This is a genomic window from Accumulibacter sp., from assembly GCF_023806635.1.
Lineage (GTDB): Bacteria > Pseudomonadota > Gammaproteobacteria > Burkholderiales > Rhodocyclaceae > Accumulibacter.
Genome location: NZ_JAMTDQ010000115.1, coordinates 28,461 through 47,248 on the forward strand (window position 1 = coordinate 28,461; position 18,788 = coordinate 47,248).

At 69.8% G+C, this 18,788-nt stretch carries 7 protein-coding genes (1 of these 7 only partly in view); 5 read left to right on the forward strand and 2 right to left on the reverse strand.

Going from position 1 to position 18,788, the window contains the following annotated elements; translation table 11 throughout:
- A protein-coding gene (locus NFW30_RS19640) for an Ig-like domain-containing protein (RefSeq protein WP_295349684.1) crosses the window boundary here: on the reverse strand, positions 1 to 3,259 show its 5' portion. Its footprint begins 26,354 nt before the window's first position; the window shows 3,259 of its 29,613 coding nt (coding positions 1-3,259); it begins with the start codon at positions 3,257 to 3,259; the stop codon falls past the left edge of the window.
- Between the two features lie 417 nt (positions 3,260 to 3,676).
- Between NFW30_RS19640 and NFW30_RS19645 the strand changes: the two genes are divergently transcribed.
- Complete coding sequence (locus tag NFW30_RS19645; protein ID WP_295349683.1) at positions 3,677 to 4,150, forward strand: hypothetical protein; 474 nt, start codon at positions 3,677 to 3,679, stop codon at positions 4,148 to 4,150.
- Between the two features lie 85 nt (positions 4,151 to 4,235).
- Positions 4,236 to 5,219, forward strand: a complete 984-nt coding sequence (locus NFW30_RS19650; RefSeq protein ID WP_295349681.1) for an MDR family oxidoreductase — start codon at positions 4,236 to 4,238, stop codon at positions 5,217 to 5,219.
- 88 nt (positions 5,220 to 5,307) lie between these two features.
- Here NFW30_RS19650 and NFW30_RS19655 read toward each other — a convergent pair whose 3' ends face one another.
- Positions 5,308 to 9,084 carry a PAS domain S-box protein gene (locus NFW30_RS19655; protein WP_295349680.1) on the reverse strand — a complete coding sequence of 1,259 codons (3,777 nt, stop codon included), beginning with the start codon at positions 9,082 to 9,084 and terminating at the stop codon, positions 5,308 to 5,310.
- A gap of 496 nt (positions 9,085 to 9,580) precedes the next feature.
- On the opposite strand from NFW30_RS19655, the gene NFW30_RS19660 reads away from it, so the two are divergent.
- The 3 genes from NFW30_RS19660 to NFW30_RS19670 all read left to right on the forward strand — a co-directional run bounded on the left by NFW30_RS19660 (position 9,581) and on the right by NFW30_RS19670 (position 18,738).
- Positions 9,581 to 10,753 (forward strand): two-component system response regulator, encoded by a 1,173-nt coding sequence (locus NFW30_RS19660; RefSeq protein ID WP_295349679.1) that lies wholly within the window; start codon positions 9,581 to 9,583, stop codon positions 10,751 to 10,753.
- 83 nt (positions 10,754 to 10,836) lie between these two features.
- Entirely contained in the window at positions 10,837 to 16,071 is a 5,235-nt protein-coding gene (locus NFW30_RS19665) for a PAS domain S-box protein (protein WP_295372554.1), read from the forward strand.
- Positions 16,072 to 16,236: 165 nt separating this feature from the next.
- Positions 16,237 to 18,738: a PAS domain S-box protein gene (locus NFW30_RS19670; protein WP_295349677.1), complete on the forward strand. Its 2,502-nt coding sequence runs from the start codon at positions 16,237 to 16,239 to the stop codon at positions 18,736 to 18,738.
- Positions 18,739 to 18,788 lie beyond the last annotated feature (50 nt).

An 18,788-nucleotide genomic window follows, 5' to 3' on the forward strand; every position in this document is an offset into this window, starting at 1 on the left:
CGCCCTGTTCATCCCGCCAGATGCGCAGCAGATCCTGGCGGTCGTCGCCGTCGGCATTGCCAGCGAGCAGCGCGACCTGCTGCGCCCAGATGCCGATTCCCTGCTGCGCGACCTGCCACGAGCCGTCGTCGCGTGGCGTCCAGGCGCTGAGCCAGGCGCCGTAGTCGCTGCCGAGCGGGTCCGCCAGCGGGTGCAACCGCAGCATGACGAGGTCGCTGCGGCCGTCGCCGTTGATTTCGAGCGGCAGGCGGATCGAGCCCGCGAGGCCTGCCCAGTCGGCATCCTGCGAGATGCCGCGCTGCAGGCCGCTGCCGTCGCTCGGCCAGAGCGTGAAACGCGTCGTGCCGTTGCCCGGCAGCCAGTGCACCAGGAGATCGGCACGGCCATCGCCGTCCGCGTCGGCGAGCGAATGGTCGCTGCCCGCCGGATAGCGGTCGAGGACGCTGTCGGCCGACCACTCCAGGTGGTCGCCGCGGCTCAGCCAGAAGCTCGCGACGACGTTGCCGCCGGGCTGCCGGCTGATGACGCCGAGGTCACTCCAGCCGTCACCATCGACGTCGCCGGGCAGGTAGCGCGTGTCGGCCCGCCAGGCGCCGAGCTCGATCGTCTGCCCTGCCGCGAGGCCGCCGCCGCTGGCGAGCCACAGCCTGCCGACCGCCATGCCGTCGCCGCGGTGGCCGACCTCGAAGCCGTCATCCTGGCCGTCGCCGTCGAAATCGGCGGCAAGCCAGCGGAGATCGCCAAGCCAGCCGTTGCCGCCGACGAAGCCGAGGCTGTCCGCATGCCAGACGCCGATCTCGGCTTGGCCGTCGGGCCGTCGCCAGGTGCCGAGCAGGTCGGCTCGTGCGTCGCCGTCATGGTCCTGCAGGCGCCAGTCGATGCCGTCGCCCGGGGCGCCGAGCACCAGCTCGCCCTGCCGCTCGTAACGGAAACCTTCGCCCTGCTGCACCGCCCGCCAGGTGGTGGCGACGCTCCGACCTTGCGGATCGCGCCAGATCTGGACGAGGTCGCTGTCGCCATCGCCGTCGAGGTCGGCGGCGTCGAACCGCTGCGCCGGGCGCGGCGCTCCGAGCTGGCTGCTGCCGGCATCGTCGAAGAGGGCGCCGTTGCTCCGCCAGACGGTGGCCTGCAGGTTCCCCTGGTCATCCTGCCAGAGGCGCAGCAGACCTTCGCGGTCGTCGCCCGTCGTGTGGACGGCGAGGAGCGCGACGTGCTGTTCCCAGATGCCGATTCCCTGCTCGACGACTGCCCACGAACCGTCATCGCGGGCGCGCCAGGTCGCCAGCCAGGTGCTCTGCGCGGTCGACTGGGCGCCGGGCCATGGGTTGCGTTGCACGGCCACGAAATCGCCACGGCGGTCGCCATCGATGTCGAGCGACAAGCGCTCCGCCTGCAGTAGATTGAGACCGTAGCCGTTGGTCTCGCCGTGCTGCGCGAAGCGCTGGCCATCGCCCTGCCAGAGCGTCAGCGTGCTGACGTTTTCGCCTGGCTGCCAGGCCAGCACGAGGTCGGCGAGGCCATCGCCGGTGGCATCGAACAGCCGATGCTCGCCGCCGGGCGAGTGGGTGCCGAGCGCTGTGCGTGCCGCGAACGACAGGCGGTCGCCGATCGTCAGCCAGGTTTCGGCGACCGCCTGGCCGTCGGCGGTCTGGCGGATCAGCGTCAGATCGCTGCGACCGTCGGCGTCGAGGTCGCCGCTCAGGTAGCGTGTCGCCGCGTGCCAGGGCCCGAGTTCGATCGCCGGCCCGGCGGCAAAGGCGGTGGCGGTGGCCAGCCACTGGCGGGCGACCGCCTGGCCATCGGCGCGATGGCTGATCTGCAGCAGGTCGCGTCGGCCGTCGCCGTCGAAGTCGGCATCGAACCAGGCGAGATCGCCCGGCCAGCCCTGCCCGGCGGCGAAAGACCGGCCATCCGACAGCCAGAGCTCGACCTGCATCTCGCCGCTGGCGTCGCGCCAACTGGCGAGCAGGTCGGCGCGGCCATCGCCGTCATGATCGTGCAGTCGCCAGTCGGCCTCACCGCTGACGTGGCCGAGGGCGGTCTCGGAAAGTGCGCGGTAATCGGTTCCCCGGACGGCGGCGACGGCGCGCCAGGCCGTGGCGATCGTCTGCCCGTCACCGCGCTGCCAGATCTGGACGATGTCGCCGCGCAGGTCGCCGTCCACGTCGCCGGCGAGGAAGCGCTGCGCCGGCCGCGGGCTGCCGAGCGGGCTCGTGCGCATCGCCGTCAGACGGCTGCCATTGTCCCGCCAGTGCGTCACCTGCAGTTCGCCCTGATCGTCGTGCGCGATGTGCAGGAGGTCGTCGCGGCCGGCACCGCTGCTGTTGGCGAGCAGCGCGACGTGCCGCGCCCACCGTCCGAGCGCTTGGCCGGCGACAGCGCCGCTGCCGCCATCGCGGACGCTCAGCCAGGTGCTCGAGTCGCTGCTCGCGTCCTGCGCCGGATCGCGTTGCACGACGACCAGTTCGCTGCGGCGATCGCCGTCGAGATCGACCGTCAGCGTCCGTGTGTCGGTCAGGTTCTGCGGCCAGGTATCCAGCAGAGCCCAAAGCTGGAAGGTCGAGCCGTCGTTTCGCCAGACGTTGAACCGGTTGCGGCCGTCGCCGCGGACTTCGAGCACGGCGAGGTCGGCGAGGCCATCGCCATCGCTGTCGCCGAGGGTGTAGTGGGTATCGGCGGGGTAGGCCAGCAAGGCGCTCTGGCCGGCCGGCTGCAGGCCACTGTCGCGCATCAGCCAGGTGTGGGCGACCGCCAGACTGCCGGCGGCCTGGCGGATCTCGCCGAGGTCGCTGCGACCGTCACCATCGATGTCGCCGACGAGGAAACGGCTGTCGGCCAGCCAGGGGCCGAGCACCACCGCTTCGCCGCCGCTGAAACCATCTCCGGCGGCGAGCCACGCTCGGGCGATGGCCATGCCGTCGGCGCGCCGGCTGATCTGCAGCAGGTCGGCGCGGCCGTCGGCGTCGAAGTCGGCGTCGAGCAGCCGGTCCGCTGCAGCGGCCCCGCTGGGTGCCGGGCCGCTGCCGGGGCCGGCCGCCGCTGCGGCGATGACGACGCGAACGGCCGCTGGCTGGGTGTCGTCGGCCGCCAGCGGCGCGCTCGCCACGGCGGCGGCGACCGGAATGGTTGCGACGGGCAGATCGCCGGAAAGCAGCAGCCGTGGTTCGAGCGCTTCGCAATGCAGGCGCGACGCAGGTGTTGCCGGCGCGGGGCGCCAAGTCGCGGCGGGCGGTCGGTCGCGGGCGGTGACTTCCGCCACGCATCTGCGCCAGGCCTGGCGGATGGCCTCGAGCAGTGGCCTGAGTGGCGGCCCCGGCGGGTGTAGCGCCGATTGGTGCGGTCTTGCAGAGCGGCGCATGGCGACTTCCCCCTGATCGCAACGCTTCCTGCCAGCGGGTCGCAGCGGCCTTGCCTGCCGCATCGCTGCCTCCTTCGCTGCCGCTGCCCGCCACCGCTGCCGTCCGCGTGGCGCCAGGTGGCGAACGGCGAAAAGGCAAGCGACGAAAGGGCGAAAGGGCGAAAGGGCGCGAAGCGTGAATGGTGGCGAGTGGTGGCGAAGGGTGCCGCTGCAAGCCGCGCAGGCTGGCTGTTTCCTGCTATGCTGTCGGCGGCATTCTCGACAAGATGTTACGAGCTGTCAATATTTCTTGCGAATGAATTTTTTTATTGCCCGACGATGATTGACGGCGACCCCTTCACGGGCGCGACGGACGACCCGAAGCTTGCTGCGGCGGCCGCCGCCGCGCTGCTGCCGACACGCCTGCGCCTGCTGATCGGCAGCGAGCCGGTGGCGGCTTTCGCCCGCCGCTGCGGCCTTTCCGAATCGGTGCTGCGCACCTACCTCAAGCATGGCCGCATGCCGCCGCTCGACAAGGCGGCGGCGATCGCCGCCGCGGCCGGCGTCGGCCTCGGCTGGCTCGCCGGTGGCGCGCCGGCGGTCAACGCGGGGCAGGGCGCCTACGCCGCGCGTGGCGCGGCGGCGGGCGCTGGCAGTGCGATCGATGCGGCGGTGCTCGCCGGCATCGTGCAGGCGGTACTCGAGGCGCAGGGCGCGCACGCCCGGCCGGAGCGGATCGCCGCGCGGGTGGTCGATCTCTACCAGCAGGCGATCGCGCCCGAGCCGGACGAGGCGGCGGCCGGCGGCGCCTGACGCGCGGCCGACAGGGCCGGCAGGGCCGGCGGCGGGGCCGGGCGGCCGCCGGCGAGAGGGTCTTTTCAGACGGGAAGGAGTCAGCATGTTCAGGGGAATCCTCATCAACAGGGACGAGGCGGGCTACCGGGCGCGCCTGCAGGAGATCGACGACGCCGTGCTGCCGGCCGGCGATGTCACGGTGCGCGTCGCCTGGTCGACGCTCAACTACAAGGATGGCCTGGCGATCACCGGCAAGGCGCCGGTCGTCCGCCGTTTCCCGATGGTGCCGGGTATCGATCTCGCCGGCAGCGTCAGCGAGAGTTCGCATCCGCGCTGGCGGGTCGGCGACCAGGTGCTGCTCAACGGCTGGGGCGTCGGCGAGACGCATTGCGGCGGCCTGGCGGAGCAGGCGCGGCTGCGCGGCGAGTGGCTGCTGCCGCTGCCGGTAGCGTTCTCGCCGCGGCAGGCGATGGCGATCGGCACCGCCGGCTACACGGCGATGCTCTGCGTGCTGGCGCTCGAGAAGCACGGGCTGCGGCCGGGCGACGGCGAGATCCTGGTGACCGGCGCCAACGGCGGTGTCGGCAGCGTGGCGATCGCGCTGCTCGCCGGGCTTGGCCACCAGGTGGTCGCGTCGACCGGTCGCCTCGGCGACGCCGACCACCTGCGCGCGCTCGGCGCGGCGGCGGTGATCGATCGCGGCGAGCTGTCGGCGCCCGGCAAGCCGATCGGCAAGGAACGCTGGGCCGGGGTGGTCGATACCGTCGGCAGCCACACGCTCGCCAACGCCTGCGCGACGACGCGCTACCGCGGCGCGGTCGCCGCCTGCGGCCTCGCCGGCGGGATGGATTTCCCGGCGACGGTGGCGCCGTTCATCCTTCGCGGCGTGACGCTCTACGGCATCGACAGCGTGATGGCGCCGCTGCCGGTGCGCGAAGAGGCCTGGCAACGCCTGGCGAGCGACCTCGATCCCCGCCGGCTCGAGGCGATGACGCGCGAGATCGGCCTCGGCGAGGCGGTGGCGGTCGCCGGTGAGCTGCTCGCCGGCAAGGTGCGCGGGCGGGTGGTGGTCGATGTGAATCGCTAGTTCCGTCGGCGGGGCAGCGGCGGCGGCGCTGCTGCCGCCCCGCGGCTGCCGGCGTGCCGGCAGCGGGCGCCGCGCGGGGGGCGCCATCTCAACGCGGTACGGCGCCCCAGGTGGCTGCTGCGGGCTGCGCGTCCGGGGCCTGCAGCGGCAGGTCGAGGACGAAGGTGGTTCCCGTGCCGGGTGTGCTGCGCGCCTCGATGCGGCCACCGAGCACGCGGGTGGCGATGCTGTAGACGATGTGCAGGCCAAGGCCGCTGCCGCCCTGGCCGAGGCGGGTCGTGAAGAACGGATCGAAGATGCGCGGCAGGTGCTGGGCGGCAATGCCGCAACCGTTGTCGCTGACCGTCATCGTCAGGCGTCCGTCGCGCGGCTGGCTCACCGCGATCTCGAGCAGGCCCGCGGCGGCCTGCGCGAAACCATGCAGCAGCGCATTGGTGGCCAGGTTGGTGATGACCTGGCCCAGCGGGCCGGGAAAGCTGTCCATGACGATGCCTTCCGGGATGTCGACCCGCAGGCGATGCGGCGTCTTCCTGTACTGCGGTTGCAGGGTGGCGACGATCTCGGCGACCGTCGTCGCGAGGTCGAAGCGCCGGCGCTGCGCGCTGGTCTGGTCGACGGCGACCTGCTTGAAGTGCCCGATCAGGTCGTTCGCCTGCAGGAGGCTGCGCTCGATCAGGCCGGTGGCCTGCATGGCAACCGCGACGAAGTCCCGCAGCGCCGTGCGCGACAGGCTGGCGCCCTCCGCCACCTGCGAGAACTGGCGTGTCTTCTCGGACAGGGTGGTGGCCACCAGCAGGCTGTTGCCCAGTGGTGTCCCCATCTCGTGCGCCACGCCGGCCACCAGCGAGCCCAGCGAGGCCAGCTTCTCGCTGCGGATGAGTTCGTCCTGCGCACGCCGCAAGGTGTCCAGTGCTTCCCGCAGCTGAGCGTTGGAGGAGGCGAGTTCCTCGGTCCGCAGCCGGACGCGCTCGTCGAGTTCCTCGTTCGCACGCCGGAGCGCCTCCTCGGCCTGCTTGCGGGCGGTGATCTCGAGGGCGGCGCCGACCGTGCGCAGGGGCTGACGCGATTCACCGTCGCCGGCGAACGACGTCTGCCCCATCGCCAGCACCCAGCGGACGACGCCGGAGCGGCCAACGATGCGGTACTCGGCTTCGTACTGACCGTCGCCGCTCGCGTCGTGGGCGCGCTGGATGGCCGCCAGGGCGGGCCCACGGTCGTCGGGATGAACGGCCTCGATGAACGAATCGACGCTGCGCGGCTCGTCGGCTTCCCAGCCGAACATGGCGCGCAACTCGGGCGACCAGTAGATCGTTCCGGCGCGGTGATCGTGGTCGAAGATGCCGATCCCGGAGACGCGGATCGCCTGCAGCAGGCGTTGCTCGCTCTGGCGCACCGCTTCTTCGGCACGCCTGCGCGCGGAGACGTCGCGCACGAAGGCGAAGCCGTAGACCCGTCCGCCGAAGGCGATGGTTCGCGACGATACTTCGACCGGGAAGGTGCTGCCGTCCTTGCGCCGGTGCCGCGTGCTCGCGCGCAGCGAGGCCGCCACTCCCGCGCCTGGCGCCGATTCGTGCCAGTCCGCTTCGCTGCGGTCCGCATCGACATCCCGCAGGTGCAGCCGCAGCAGCTCTGCGCGCGTGTAGCCGAGCGAACGGCAGGCCTGCTCGTTGGCATGGACGAAGCGGCCGTCCCCGTCCAGCCAGAAGATGGCGTCGGAGGCGTGCTCGACCGAGAGGCTGGTCAGCTCGAGCATCTCTTCCGACTGCTTGCGGCGGCTGATGTCGGCGTGCGTGCCGAGCAGCCTGAGCGGCCGCCCCTGCGCGTCGCAGGCGACCACCCTGCCGACCGATTGAATCCACCGCCATTCACCCGACCTGGTCTGCAGCCGGTACTCCAGCTGATATTCGCTGCGCGTGCCGGCGATGCACTCCTGCAACGTCCGTCCGGCGAGGTCGCGGTCGTCCGGGTGCACGCGCTCGAGCCAGGTCGTCGCATCCAGCTCCAGTTCGCCGTCGGCGTAGCCCAGCATGCTCGCATACTCGGCGCTGAGCACCGCCTTGCCGGTGCCGAGGTCGAGGTCGTAGAAGCCGAGATTCCCCGCCACCAGGGCGAGGCGCAGTCGTTCCTCGTTGCTCCTCAGTGCCGCTTCGGCGTCGCGACGTCTCCTGTTTTCGCGCACGGCCTCGGTGAGACTCGCGCAGTGGTTGAGGAAGGGGGCGAGCTGGCTCGCCAGATGCTCGGCGTAGCCGCCGGGGCGGTTGGCGACAGCGACCATTCCCACGAGTTCGTCGCCACGGAAGAAGGGCAGTCCCATGAACGAGTGCAGTGGCGGATGGCCGGGCGGACGGCCGTGTCGCCGTCGATCGGTGTCGGGATCGTTGGCGATCACCGGTCGTGCGGTCGTCATGACGGCGCCGACGAGCGTCTTCAGGTTGCGGAACTCCAGCCCCTGTGGCGCCTGCGTCGCGTACAGCGCCCGCGTCTCGTCGTTGCAGGCGATGTTGGTGATCGCCTGCGGGCGCAGGAAGGGCGACCCGTCCTCGTTGCGGCATATCTCGGCGATGAAGCCGTACTCGCTTTCGGTCATTGCCAGCAGGGAGGACAACATGCGCTCGAAGACCACGCCGGGTTCCGCGCCGGCGATGTACAGGGCCTGCGTCTCGCTGATGGCGTTGATCAGGGTGCTGGAGGCGAGCAGGGATCTCTCGGCGCCCCGGCGCCGCCGGATGTTGTTGACCAGCAGGAGAACCGCCAGGCTCAAGGCGAGGACTACGCCCGCCGTCACCCGGACGGTGCCGCGATGCTGCTCGTAGAGCGTCGGCGGTTTGCCGACGACGATGCTTCCGGCGGGAAGTTCAGACTCCTCGATGCCGTGGCGCTGCATCTGGCCATGGTTGAAGACGTAGGCCAGCGGTGCCTGTTGCACCGGAATGCTGCGCGCGTCCTCGCCCTCGAGGATGCGTACCGCCATCCGTGCCGCGAGCCGACCGACTTCGCCGCCGTCCTCGACCTTGCCGCCGAGGGTCAGGCCGGCGCGCACGCGATGGCTCGTGATGTCGAACAGCGGCGCCGGCGAGGCGGCGCTCACGCGTGCGATGACTTCCGTCGGACCGTGTCGCTTGCCCGCGGCGTCATGGGCGGAGGCGAGGACGAAGACGATGTCCGCCGCCGACAGCGCAGCGGCGCTGGCGACGATCTCCTCGAGCTGCAGATCGTAGCTGATGCGGATCGGTATGTTCGTCTGCAGCGTGCCGAGGACGTCGCGGGCATGGTCGAAACCCGTACCGGTATCGGCACGGTTGGCGTACACCACGACCTGCGCGGCCCTGGGTCGCAGGTGCCGAGCCACCTGCAGCGTCGACGGGATGTCGATCCGTTCCATCACCCCGGTGATCGCCATCCCCGGCGGCAAGGCCGTCGCATCGAAGGCCGCCGCATCACTGAAGACGACCGGCGTGGCGGCGAAGAGCGAGGGCTGATGCCGGGCGAGGAAGGAAACGGCCGCGTCATCGGTGGCGATGATCAGGTCGAAGCGCTGCGAGCGGTAGCGGCGCGCCAGATGGTCGGCGAAGCCGCGCTCGTCGTAGGGGGCAGGCAGTCGCAGGACATCCAGGTGCTCCAGGAAGATCTCCGGCCGCAGGCGGCTCTCCTCGAGTACCGACGTGATCCCCTCGACCTGGGCGTCGGTCCACGCGAAGCCGGCGTGGTACGAACCCAGCACGAGAACGGCCTGGCGATCGGGAGCCGCCTGGACGGCGCCGGTCGCGATCAGCAAGGTCGCCAGGATCGCTGCCAGGCCGGGCATCCGGATGCCGTTCAGGGCGCGCATGCCGGCGACGCAGGCACCGCTGACTGGCCCTGCCACTCTGGCCGCCCGCGCAATGCGTGGGCGCGCGGCAAGCGGGGGGCGAAAGGCACTTGCTGCACGAAGGATCTCCATCGGGGCGGCGCCGCAGCGCCGTTCCAGGAAGCGAATGATAGTACGACTCCAGGGGACCGGCCAAGCACGGATCCGGCGGCTGTCGCAGCGGCCCGGCGTCGCAGCGCCGAGCCTGCCGCCGGGCGCCGGCAGCGAACCGGGGGCGACGAAGCGCATGCACGGCTCCGCGGACCGGTCGACGGCCAGGACGGGGCAGAGGCCCGGATGCACCGGGCCGCCGATGCGCCAGCAGCTCGTCGATGACGCTTCGCGGCTGGCCTGGCGGCCCCTGAAAAGTCAGCGTTTTGCCGTTCCCCGGCAGAGCCGCTGGACCTTCCGTTCGTGGTTGACGCACCCGGGCCGGCGTCCTAAACTCGGCCCGCTGCGCTTGCATTTCCCATCGACGGTGCGATGGGCGGGCGGTGATACCGGGGAGTGACGCGTGAATTCGAATGGCTTGTTGGCGACCGAAGCGAAGGCGACGCTCCTGGTTGTCGATGACACTCCGGAGAACCTGGCGGTTCTCGGCGAACTGCTGCAACCGGATTATCGGGTGCGGGTGGCCAATTCGGGCCGCGCCGCGCTGCGCATCGCGGTTTCCGCGCCAAAGCCGGACCTGATCCTGCTCGACGTGATGATGCCGGACATGGACGGCTATGCCGTGCTGGCCAGCCTGCGTGCGGATCCGCGAACGAGCGACATCCCGGTCATCTTCGTGACGGCGCTGGATACGGCCGTCGACGAGCATTACGGTCTGGAGATCGGGGCGGTCGATTACATCTCGAAGCCGCTGCGGCCGCTGATCGTGCTGGCCCGTGTTCGTACCCAGCTCGAGCTGAAGCGGGCGCGTGACTGGTTGCGCGACCAGAACACGTTCCTCGAGGCCGAAATCGCCCGGCGCATGGCCGAGAACCAGGTCGTCCAGGACATCACGATCCATGCCCTCGCGCGACTGGCCGAGACGCGGGATCCGGAAACCGGCAATCACCTGCGCCGCACGCAGGAATACATGCGCATCCTGGCCATCGGGTTGCGCGATCATCCGGGCTACGCCGCGTTCATGAGCGATCGCAACATTCAACTGCTGGCGAAGTCGGCGCCGCTGCACGACATCGGCAAGGTCGGCATCCCCGACCACATTCTGCTGAAGCCGGGCAAGCTGGATGCCGACGAGTGGGCGATCATGCAGACGCACGCCAGGATGGGCAGGGAGGCCATCGAGCATGCGGAGAGCGACGCCGAACAGCCGGTCGAGTTCCTCGCCCTGGCGAAGGAAATCGCCCATTACCACCACGAGCGCTGGGATGGCAGCGGTTACCCGGAAGGACTGGCCGGGAACGCGATCCCGATCCCGGCTCGCCTGATGGCACTGGCCGATGTCTTCGACGCGCTGATCACGCGGCGCGTCTACAAGGCGGCAATGCCGCCCGACCAGGCACGCGAGATCATCGCTGCCGAGAGTGGACGACATTTCGATCCGAACGTGGTCGAGGTCTTTCTCTCTTCATTCGACAGCTTCCTGGCGGTTGCCGAACGCTATGGCGATGACGAGAAGACGCTGCTGGCGAAACTGGACCGGGTCGAGGGCCGGGTCAGAAGCCGGGCCGATGCCTGAGTCGGTGCCGCGTCGCCGCGCCTCGACAGCGTCCGCCGGTCGCGCCCGCGTGATCCGCACGTGGTCCGGCAGCGAGCCATCCGATGACGCCCTCGTTCGACGCTGAGCTGTCCGGGTACACGGCGCGCCGGGCCGCGTCCGGCGGCGCGCCAGCCGAACTGCAGTCGTCGCTGGACTGGGTGCTCGACGCCGCCGGCATCGGCGTCTGGGAATACGACCACGCTGCCGATCGCTGCGTCTGGAATGCCCACCTGTGCTCGCTCATGGGCCATGGCCGCGAAATGGTTCCAGCCGGCATGCAGGCGTGGCTCGACCTGATCCATCCGGACGACAGGCCAGCGGTGCTGGCGCAGGTCGAGGCGACGCTGCTGGCACACGACGCCCGGTTGTACGAGGCGGAGTATCGCCTGCGCACGGCGGACGGACGATGGATCTGGTTCAACGCGCGCGGCCGCGTCTTGCGGCGCGACGCGGCGGGGCAGGCGCTGCTGACCGCTGGCACGATGATCGACATCTCGGAGCGCAAGCATGCCGAGTTGCTGCTGCAGACACAGCACGACTTTGCCGGAGCGCTCGCGCTGGGGCCGGATCGTGCGACGTTGCTGCCGCAGATCCTGGACAGCGCGTTGTGCCTGCCCGAGCTGGACGGCGGCGGGCTTTACTGGCGCGAGCCGGACGGCGGCTATCGGCTGCTGGTCGAGCGGGGACTGTCCGCAACCTTCCTCGCCCAGGTGCGTCATCTGGCTGCCGATTCACCGCAGGCAGAGGTGATCCGCGAGGGCCGTCTGCGCTGCAGTTGCGTACCGCCGCAGGATTTCTGCACCGATTCGTCGCTGGTTGCAAGACCGGAGCTGATCGAGGAGGGCATCGTCTCGCTGCTGGTCCTGCCGATCCACGTCGGCGGCGAGCCGGTTGCCTGCCTCAACCTGGCGAGCAGGCAAACGGGGGCGGTGCGGCCGTTGACCCTGACGGCGCTGGAGACGCTGGCGCGGCAGTTCACCATGGCGCTCGAGAATCTCCAGAGCCAGGAGAAGGCCGCCAGCCAGTGGCACGACTTGGAGGGGTTGTTCGGCGCCATCACCGATCACGTGTTCGTGCTCGATGCGCAAGGTCGCATCTTGTTCTACAACGCGGCCGTGGCCGAAGGGCTGGGCTATGGTGAATCACTGCTCGGCCAGCCGGTGTCGACGGTTCATCCTCCCGAAGCGCGTGACGAATGCCGGCGCGTCGTGGCCGGGATCTTCGCCGGCGCGGGTGGGCATTGCTCACTGCCGTTGCGGAAGGCGGACGGCACCCTGGTGGCGGTCGACACCCGCGTCGCCACCGGTCGCTGGAACGGTCGGCCGGCGCTGATCGGCGTCGCGCGTGATGTCACGGAATCGCTGCGGCAGCAGAAGGCGCTGCAGCGGAGCGAAGCCCTGTTGCGCGCCACCCTGGATTCGACTGCCGACGGCATCCTGGTCGTCGCTGACGACGGGTCGGTGTTGAACGTCAACCGCCGCTTCCAGGATACGTGGCGGGTTCCGGAGGAACTGATGGCTGCCGGGCAGGACGAGCGGCTGCTCGGCCACGTGCTCGACCAGTTGTCACAGCCCGAGGCGTTCCTGCAGGACGTGCAGACACTCTACCGCAGCGACGAAAGTCGCTGGGACATCCTCGAGTTCAGGGATGGCCGGGTCTTCGAACGCTTCACGCGCGCCTTCCCTCTCGACGGGCAGCGGGCGCGCCTCTGGAGCTTCCGCGACGTCACCGAGCGGAACGGCGCGCAGCGCGCGCTGGAACTCGAACGGGCCCATCTGCGGACGCTGATCCGGACCATCCCCGACCTGGTCTGGCTGAAGGATCCGCAGGGCGTCTACCTGGCGTGCAACCCCGCCTTCGAGCGCCTGTTCGCCGCCAGTGAAGCGGAGATCGTCGGCCGGAGCGACGACGATTTCGTCGCTCGGGAACTGGCCGAGTTCTTCCGGGCGAACGACCGGGCGGCCGTCACCGCCGGCGGCCCGCGCGTCAACGAGGAATGGCTCACCTTTGCCGCCGACGGTCGTCGCGGGCTGTTCGAGACGATCAAGACGCCGATGCACGCCAGCGACGGCCGCCTGATCGGCATCCTCGGCATTGCCCACGACATCACCGAGAGTCGGGCGACGCAGGAGTCCTTGCGCGAGCGGGAGGAGCTGTATCGAACGATCGTCAACGAGGCCGCCGAGGCGATCGATCTGGTGGATGCGCAGACGCTTTGCTTCGCCGAGGTCGGCGGCGGGGCGTGCCGGATGCTCGGCTACAGCCGCGAGGAGTTGCTCGGGATGCCGCTGGCGGTGATCGAGGCGAATCGAGGCGAGGCGGAGATTCGGGCGCTGTGTGCGCAGGTGCTCGCCGCCGGCAGCGCGTGTTTCGACACCCGCCACCGCTGCAAGGACGGTCGCATTCTCGATGTGCAGGTCAGCGTGCGGGTGATTCGTCTGCACGGGCGCGACTATTTCCTCGCCATCTGGCGTGACGTCGGCGAGCAGAAGCGCGCCGAGACGGCGTTGCGGGATGCGACGATGTTCCTGCGCGAGAGCGAGGCCATTGCCCGCGTCGGCGGCTGGAAGGCCAATCCGCTGACGAACACGGTGCTGTGGACGGACGAGGTCTTCTGGCTCGTCGAGCATCCCCGGGGTCAACCACCGGCGACGCTGGAGGAGGGGTTGCGCTATTACGCGCCGGAATGCCGCGACACGGTCCGCCAGCACCTGCAGGAAAGCTGGGCCCGTGGAACGACCTTCCGCCTGGAGTGCGAAATGATCGCCGCGTCGGGACGCCGCTTCTGGGCCGAGCTGCGCTGCGTCGGCCGCGCCGAGCACCACGGGGAAACCTTTCTCACCGGGACCTTCCAGGACATCAGCGAGCGCAGGCAGGTCGCTGCCGAGCTCGAGCAGCACCGCCACCATCTGGAAGAACTGGTGGCGGAGCGGACGGCGCGGCTCGAGGCCGCCAACCGGCGACTGCTGATCAGCGACCTGCGGCTCAAGGCAATGTTCGACATGAGCCAGCAGGCCGAGCGGCTGAGCGAACGCGAGCTCCTGCAGCGCGGCATCGAGGAAGCGGTACGCCTGACCGAGAGCGAGATCGGCTACCTGCACCTGGTCAACGAGGATCAGGAGACGATCCAGCTCTACACCTGGTCGGCGGCGACCCTGAAGCATTGCACCGCCGCCTACGACAGCCACTACCCGATCTCGATGGCCGGTGTCTGGGCCGACACGGCCCGGCTGCGCCGTGCCGTGGTACACAATGACTACCAGAGCCTGCTCGGGCGGCAGGGTTACCCGCCGGGCCATGCGCACCTGATCCGTCACCTCGGCGTGCCGATCATCGAGAATGACCGGGTGCGGGTGTTGTTCGGTGTCGGCAACAAGGCCACTGATTACGACGGTTCGGACGAGCGCGAACTGCAGCTGATCGGCGATGATCTCTGGCGCATCGTCATGCGTCGCCGCGCCGATGCGGCCCTGGCCGTTGCCAAGAATGCCGCGGAAGCGGCCAGCCGGGCGAAGAGCACGTTTCTTGCCAACATGAGCCACGAGATTCGCACGCCGCTCAACGCCATTCTGGGCATGACGTACCTGGCGCGGCGCCGGGCGAGCGACCCGAAGCTGCGCCAGCAGCTGGACAAGATCGGCGCCGCCGCCGATCACCTGCTCGGGGTGGTCAACGACGTGCTCGATCTGTCGAAGATCGAAGCGGGGCAGTTCGAACTCGATCAGTCCGAGTTCGCGATCGACGAGATCGTGGCCCCGGTCCTCGTCCTGATCGGCAACGGAGCGCGAGCCAAGGGACTGGCGCTCGTCAGCGAAGTCGATCCGCTCCTGGGCAGGCTGCGCGGCGACTCGCTGCGCCTGGGGCAGATCCTGATCAACTTCGCCGGCAACGCCGTCAAGTTCACCGACCGCGGCTCGATCACGCTGCGGGTGCAGGCCCTCGAGGAGACTGCCAGCGGCTGGCAGGTGCGTTTCGAAGTCGAGGACACCGGCCCCGGTATCGAGCCAATGGAGCAGGAGCGGTTGTTCCGCGACTTCGAGCAGGGCGACAGTTCGACGACCCGCCAGTTCGGTGGAACCGGTCTCGGCCTGTCGATCAACCGGCGGCTGGTGCAACTGATGGGCGGCACCCTCGGTGTCCGCAGCCAGCCCGGTCAGGGCAGTACGTTCTGGTTCGTCGTCCCTCTCGACAAGTGCCACGGCATGCCCCCGCCAGCGGCGGATCCGCTTCCGGAGCAGAGCGCCGAGGACGCGCTGGCGCAACGGCACCGTGGTGCTCGCCTGCTGCTGGCGGAGGACAATCCGATCAACCAGGAAGTGACGCTGGGCCTGCTGCAGGAAGTCGGCCTGCTGGTCGACGTCGCGCACGACGGCGCCGAGGCGGTCGATCTGGCGCGCAGGACGGCCTACGATCTGATCCTGATGGACGTGCAGATGCCGGTGCTGGACGGACTGCAGGCGACCCGGTCGATCCGCGCGCTGGCGGGTCGCGAACACGTTCCCATCCTGGCGATGACCGCCAATGCCTTCGAGGAGGACCGGCGGCGCTGTCTGGATGCCGGCATGAATGACCATGTCGGCAAGCCGGTGGAGCCGGAAGTCCTTTTCGCGACGATCCTCCGCTGGTTGAGTGAGCGCAGCGTGCCGGACGCCGCTGCCGACGCCGAACCGGCTGCCGAAGTGGCGGCCGACCTGTCGCAGCGACTGGCGGCGATTCCCGGTTTCGATCCGCATCTGGGGCTCGAGCGCGTCCGTGGCCGTTCGGACACCTACCTGCGGTTGCTGCGCCGCTTCGCCGAGTCCGGCGCCGAGGACGGCGGGGAACTGCGGCGCTGCCTGGCCGCCGGCGATCTCGTGGCGGCGCGTCGCCTGGCGCACTCGCTGCGCGGTGCGGCTGGTGCGCTGGGCGCCGTCCACGTGCAGACGCTGGCGGCGGAACTGGAGGAGGCGCTGCGCACGGAGCGGTCGGCGGCAGAGACCGGGCGGCGGCTGGCCGAGGTCGAGGCGGCGCAGGGCGCGCTGTCGGCTGCCTTGCGCGCCGCGCTGCCGGCCGCGGCGGAGGTGCCCCCTGCCGATGAGGACTGGCCGCGTGCCCGTTCGGCGCTGGCTGAACTCGAAGCTCTGCTGTCGGCCGACGACATGCGTGCCGGTGACACGTTCCGCAGCACTGCGCCACTGTTGCAGGCGGCCCTGGGCATTGACGCGGCGACGAAGCTGGGGCGAGACATCGATCGCTTCGATTACGAACGGGCGCTGGCGATCCTGCGCGAAGCGAGCCGAAATACCAGATCAAACTGATGGATTTTTTCCCGCGAATGAGTGATGATTGACCGGCTCCGAAAAGCACTGCGACGGCGGTCCTTGCGTCGCACAGGCGAAGGGGGAGCGCCCCGCATCCGTTGAACCCTGGCGGTCCCTCGCTCGCGGGCGAGCCGTTGCAGCGACGCAACCTGGAGAATTTGCATGACCGGCCTGGCGGCCAGTGGCGATGGTGCTCCGCGCGAAGTGGCGTCGGCGGACGCGCGGGCCGCCCTGTCGTCGCCGGACACCTGGCGCCTGCTGGTCGACCGTATCAGCGACGGGATGGCCGTGCTCTCGGCGGACGCGGCGATCCTGTATGCCAACCGGCGCTTCGCCGAGATCTTCCGGATGGCGGCGGACAGCGTCGCCGGCTCGTCGCTCGAGACTTTCGTCGACCCGCCGGCCCGCCCGGCGCTGCGTGCCCTGCTGCAGGCGGCGCACAGCGGCTGCAGCAGCGGTGAGCTGAGCGGGCGTGCCAGCGATGGCAGGACGCTGCCGATGCGGCTGGCGTTCGGGACCTTGCCTGCCGGTTCCACGACGACGTTCAGCGTCGTGGTGACCGACCTGAGCGAGCGCAAGCGGGCGCAGGATGTCCTGCACGAGAGCGAGGCGCAACTGCGCGCGATCATCCGGGCGGCGCCGATCGGCATCGGCGTGGTCGTCGATCGCGTCTTCCACGAGGTCAATCCGCGCATCCTCGAGATGACCGGCTACAGCCGCGACGAGCTGATCGGCTTCGGCTCGCGCCTGCTGTACGCGACGGAAGAGGAATTCCGCTACGTCGGCGAGGAAAAGTACCGCCAGATGGCCGAGCACGGTCTGGGTATGGTCGAAACGCGCTGGCGACGCAAGGACGGCACGATGATCGACGTCTTTCTGTCGTCCTGTCCCTTCGAGCCGGGCGACCACGGCAAGGGCGTCACCTTCACGGCGCTCGACATCACGCAGCGCAAGGCTTTCGAGAAGCGTTTGCGGCCGCTGTCGCTGGCGGTGGAGCAGAGTCCCGAGAGCATCGTCATCACCGACCTCGACGGGCGCATCGAATACGTCAATGAAGCGTTCGTGCGCACCACCGGCTATGCTCGCGCAGAGGTCCTGGGCCAGAACCCGCGCATCCTGAACTGCGGCAAGACGCCTGCTGCGACGCATGCGGCGTTGTGGCAGGCGCTCACCAGCGGCCATCTCTGGCGGGGTGAATTCCACAACCGGCGCAAGGATGGCAGCGAGTATTTCGAGTTTGCCATCGTCACGCCGATTCGCCAGGCGGACGGGCGCATCACCCATTACGTCGCCGTCAAGGAAGACATCACCGAAAGGAAGCGGCTCGGCGAGGAACTCGACCGGCATCGCCACCATCTCGAGGAACTGGTCGCCGAGCGCACCGGGCAGCTGGCCGAAGCCCGCGAGCGGGCCGAGTCCGCGAACCGCGCCAAGAGCGTCTTCCTCGCCAACACGAGTCACGAGATCCGCACGCCGCTGAACGCGGTCCTTGGCCTGACCCATCTGCTGCGCCGTTCCGGCGTCACGCCCAGGCAGGACGGCTGGCTGAAACAGATCGACACCGCCGGACGCCACCTGTTGAGCGTCATCAATGACGTCCTCGACCTGTCGAAGATCGAGGCCGGCAAGCTGCGGCTGGAGGAAAGCGACTTTGCCCTGCCCGCGCTGCTGGATCAGGTCCGTTCGCTGATCGCCGACGCCGCGCAGGCGAAAGGCGTGCTCGCCGGGGTCGACTGCGCCGGCAGGTCGCTGTGGCTGCGAGGCGACGCGACCCGGCTGCGGCAGGCGCTGCTCAACTATGCCGGCAATGCCGTCAAGTTCACCGAGCGCGGCAGCATCATCCTGGCGGCGCAGCTGCTGGCGGACGATGGCGACTCGCTGCGCGTCCGCTTCGAAGTGCGCGACAGCGGCATCGGCATCTCCCCCGCCGACCAGGGGCGAATTTTCGACGCCTTCGAGCAGGCAGATGCGACGACCACCCGCCGCCACGGCGGGAGCGGTCTGGGACTGGCGATCACCCGGCGGCTGGCCGCGCTGATGGGTGGCGAGGCCGGCGTCGAGAGTGCGCCCGGCGAGGGCAGCACCTTCTGGTTCACCGCCCGCCTGCAGCGAGGCCACGGCATCGCGCCGGTCGCTCCCGCCGTCGGCGCCGACGAGTCGGACAGGGCTCTGCGCCGGCTCTGCAGGGGTGCCCGGCTGCTCCTGGTGGAGGACCACCCGATCAATCGGCAGGTCGCTCTCGAGCAGCTCGAGGATGTCGGTTTCGCCGTCGATACGGCGGAGAATGGCAGTGAAGCGGCGGCGAAGGTGCGCAGCCGAAGCTACGACCTGATCCTGATGGACGTACAGATGCCGGTACTGGATGGGCTGGCGGCAACCCGGGCGATCCGCGCCATGCCGGGCCGGGAGACGGTCCCGATCGTGGCGATGACGGCCAACGCTTTCGACGAGGACCGTCGACGCTGCCTGGATGCCGGCATGAACGACTTTATTGCCAAGCCGGTCGATCCGGTCGTTCTGCAGGCGACGCTGCTGCGCTGGTTGTCCGTCGGCGCGGCGGCGTCGACGATGCCATCCGGCGGCGTACTCCGGCCCGCGCCGGAGTTGGATGACGCTTGCCCGGCGGTTCCGGCCGAGCCGGGCGTTGACGCCGATGGGCCCTAGCCCTGCCCTTTACCCGCAAGTCTGCAGATCATCCGAAGTCCAGTGTCGGA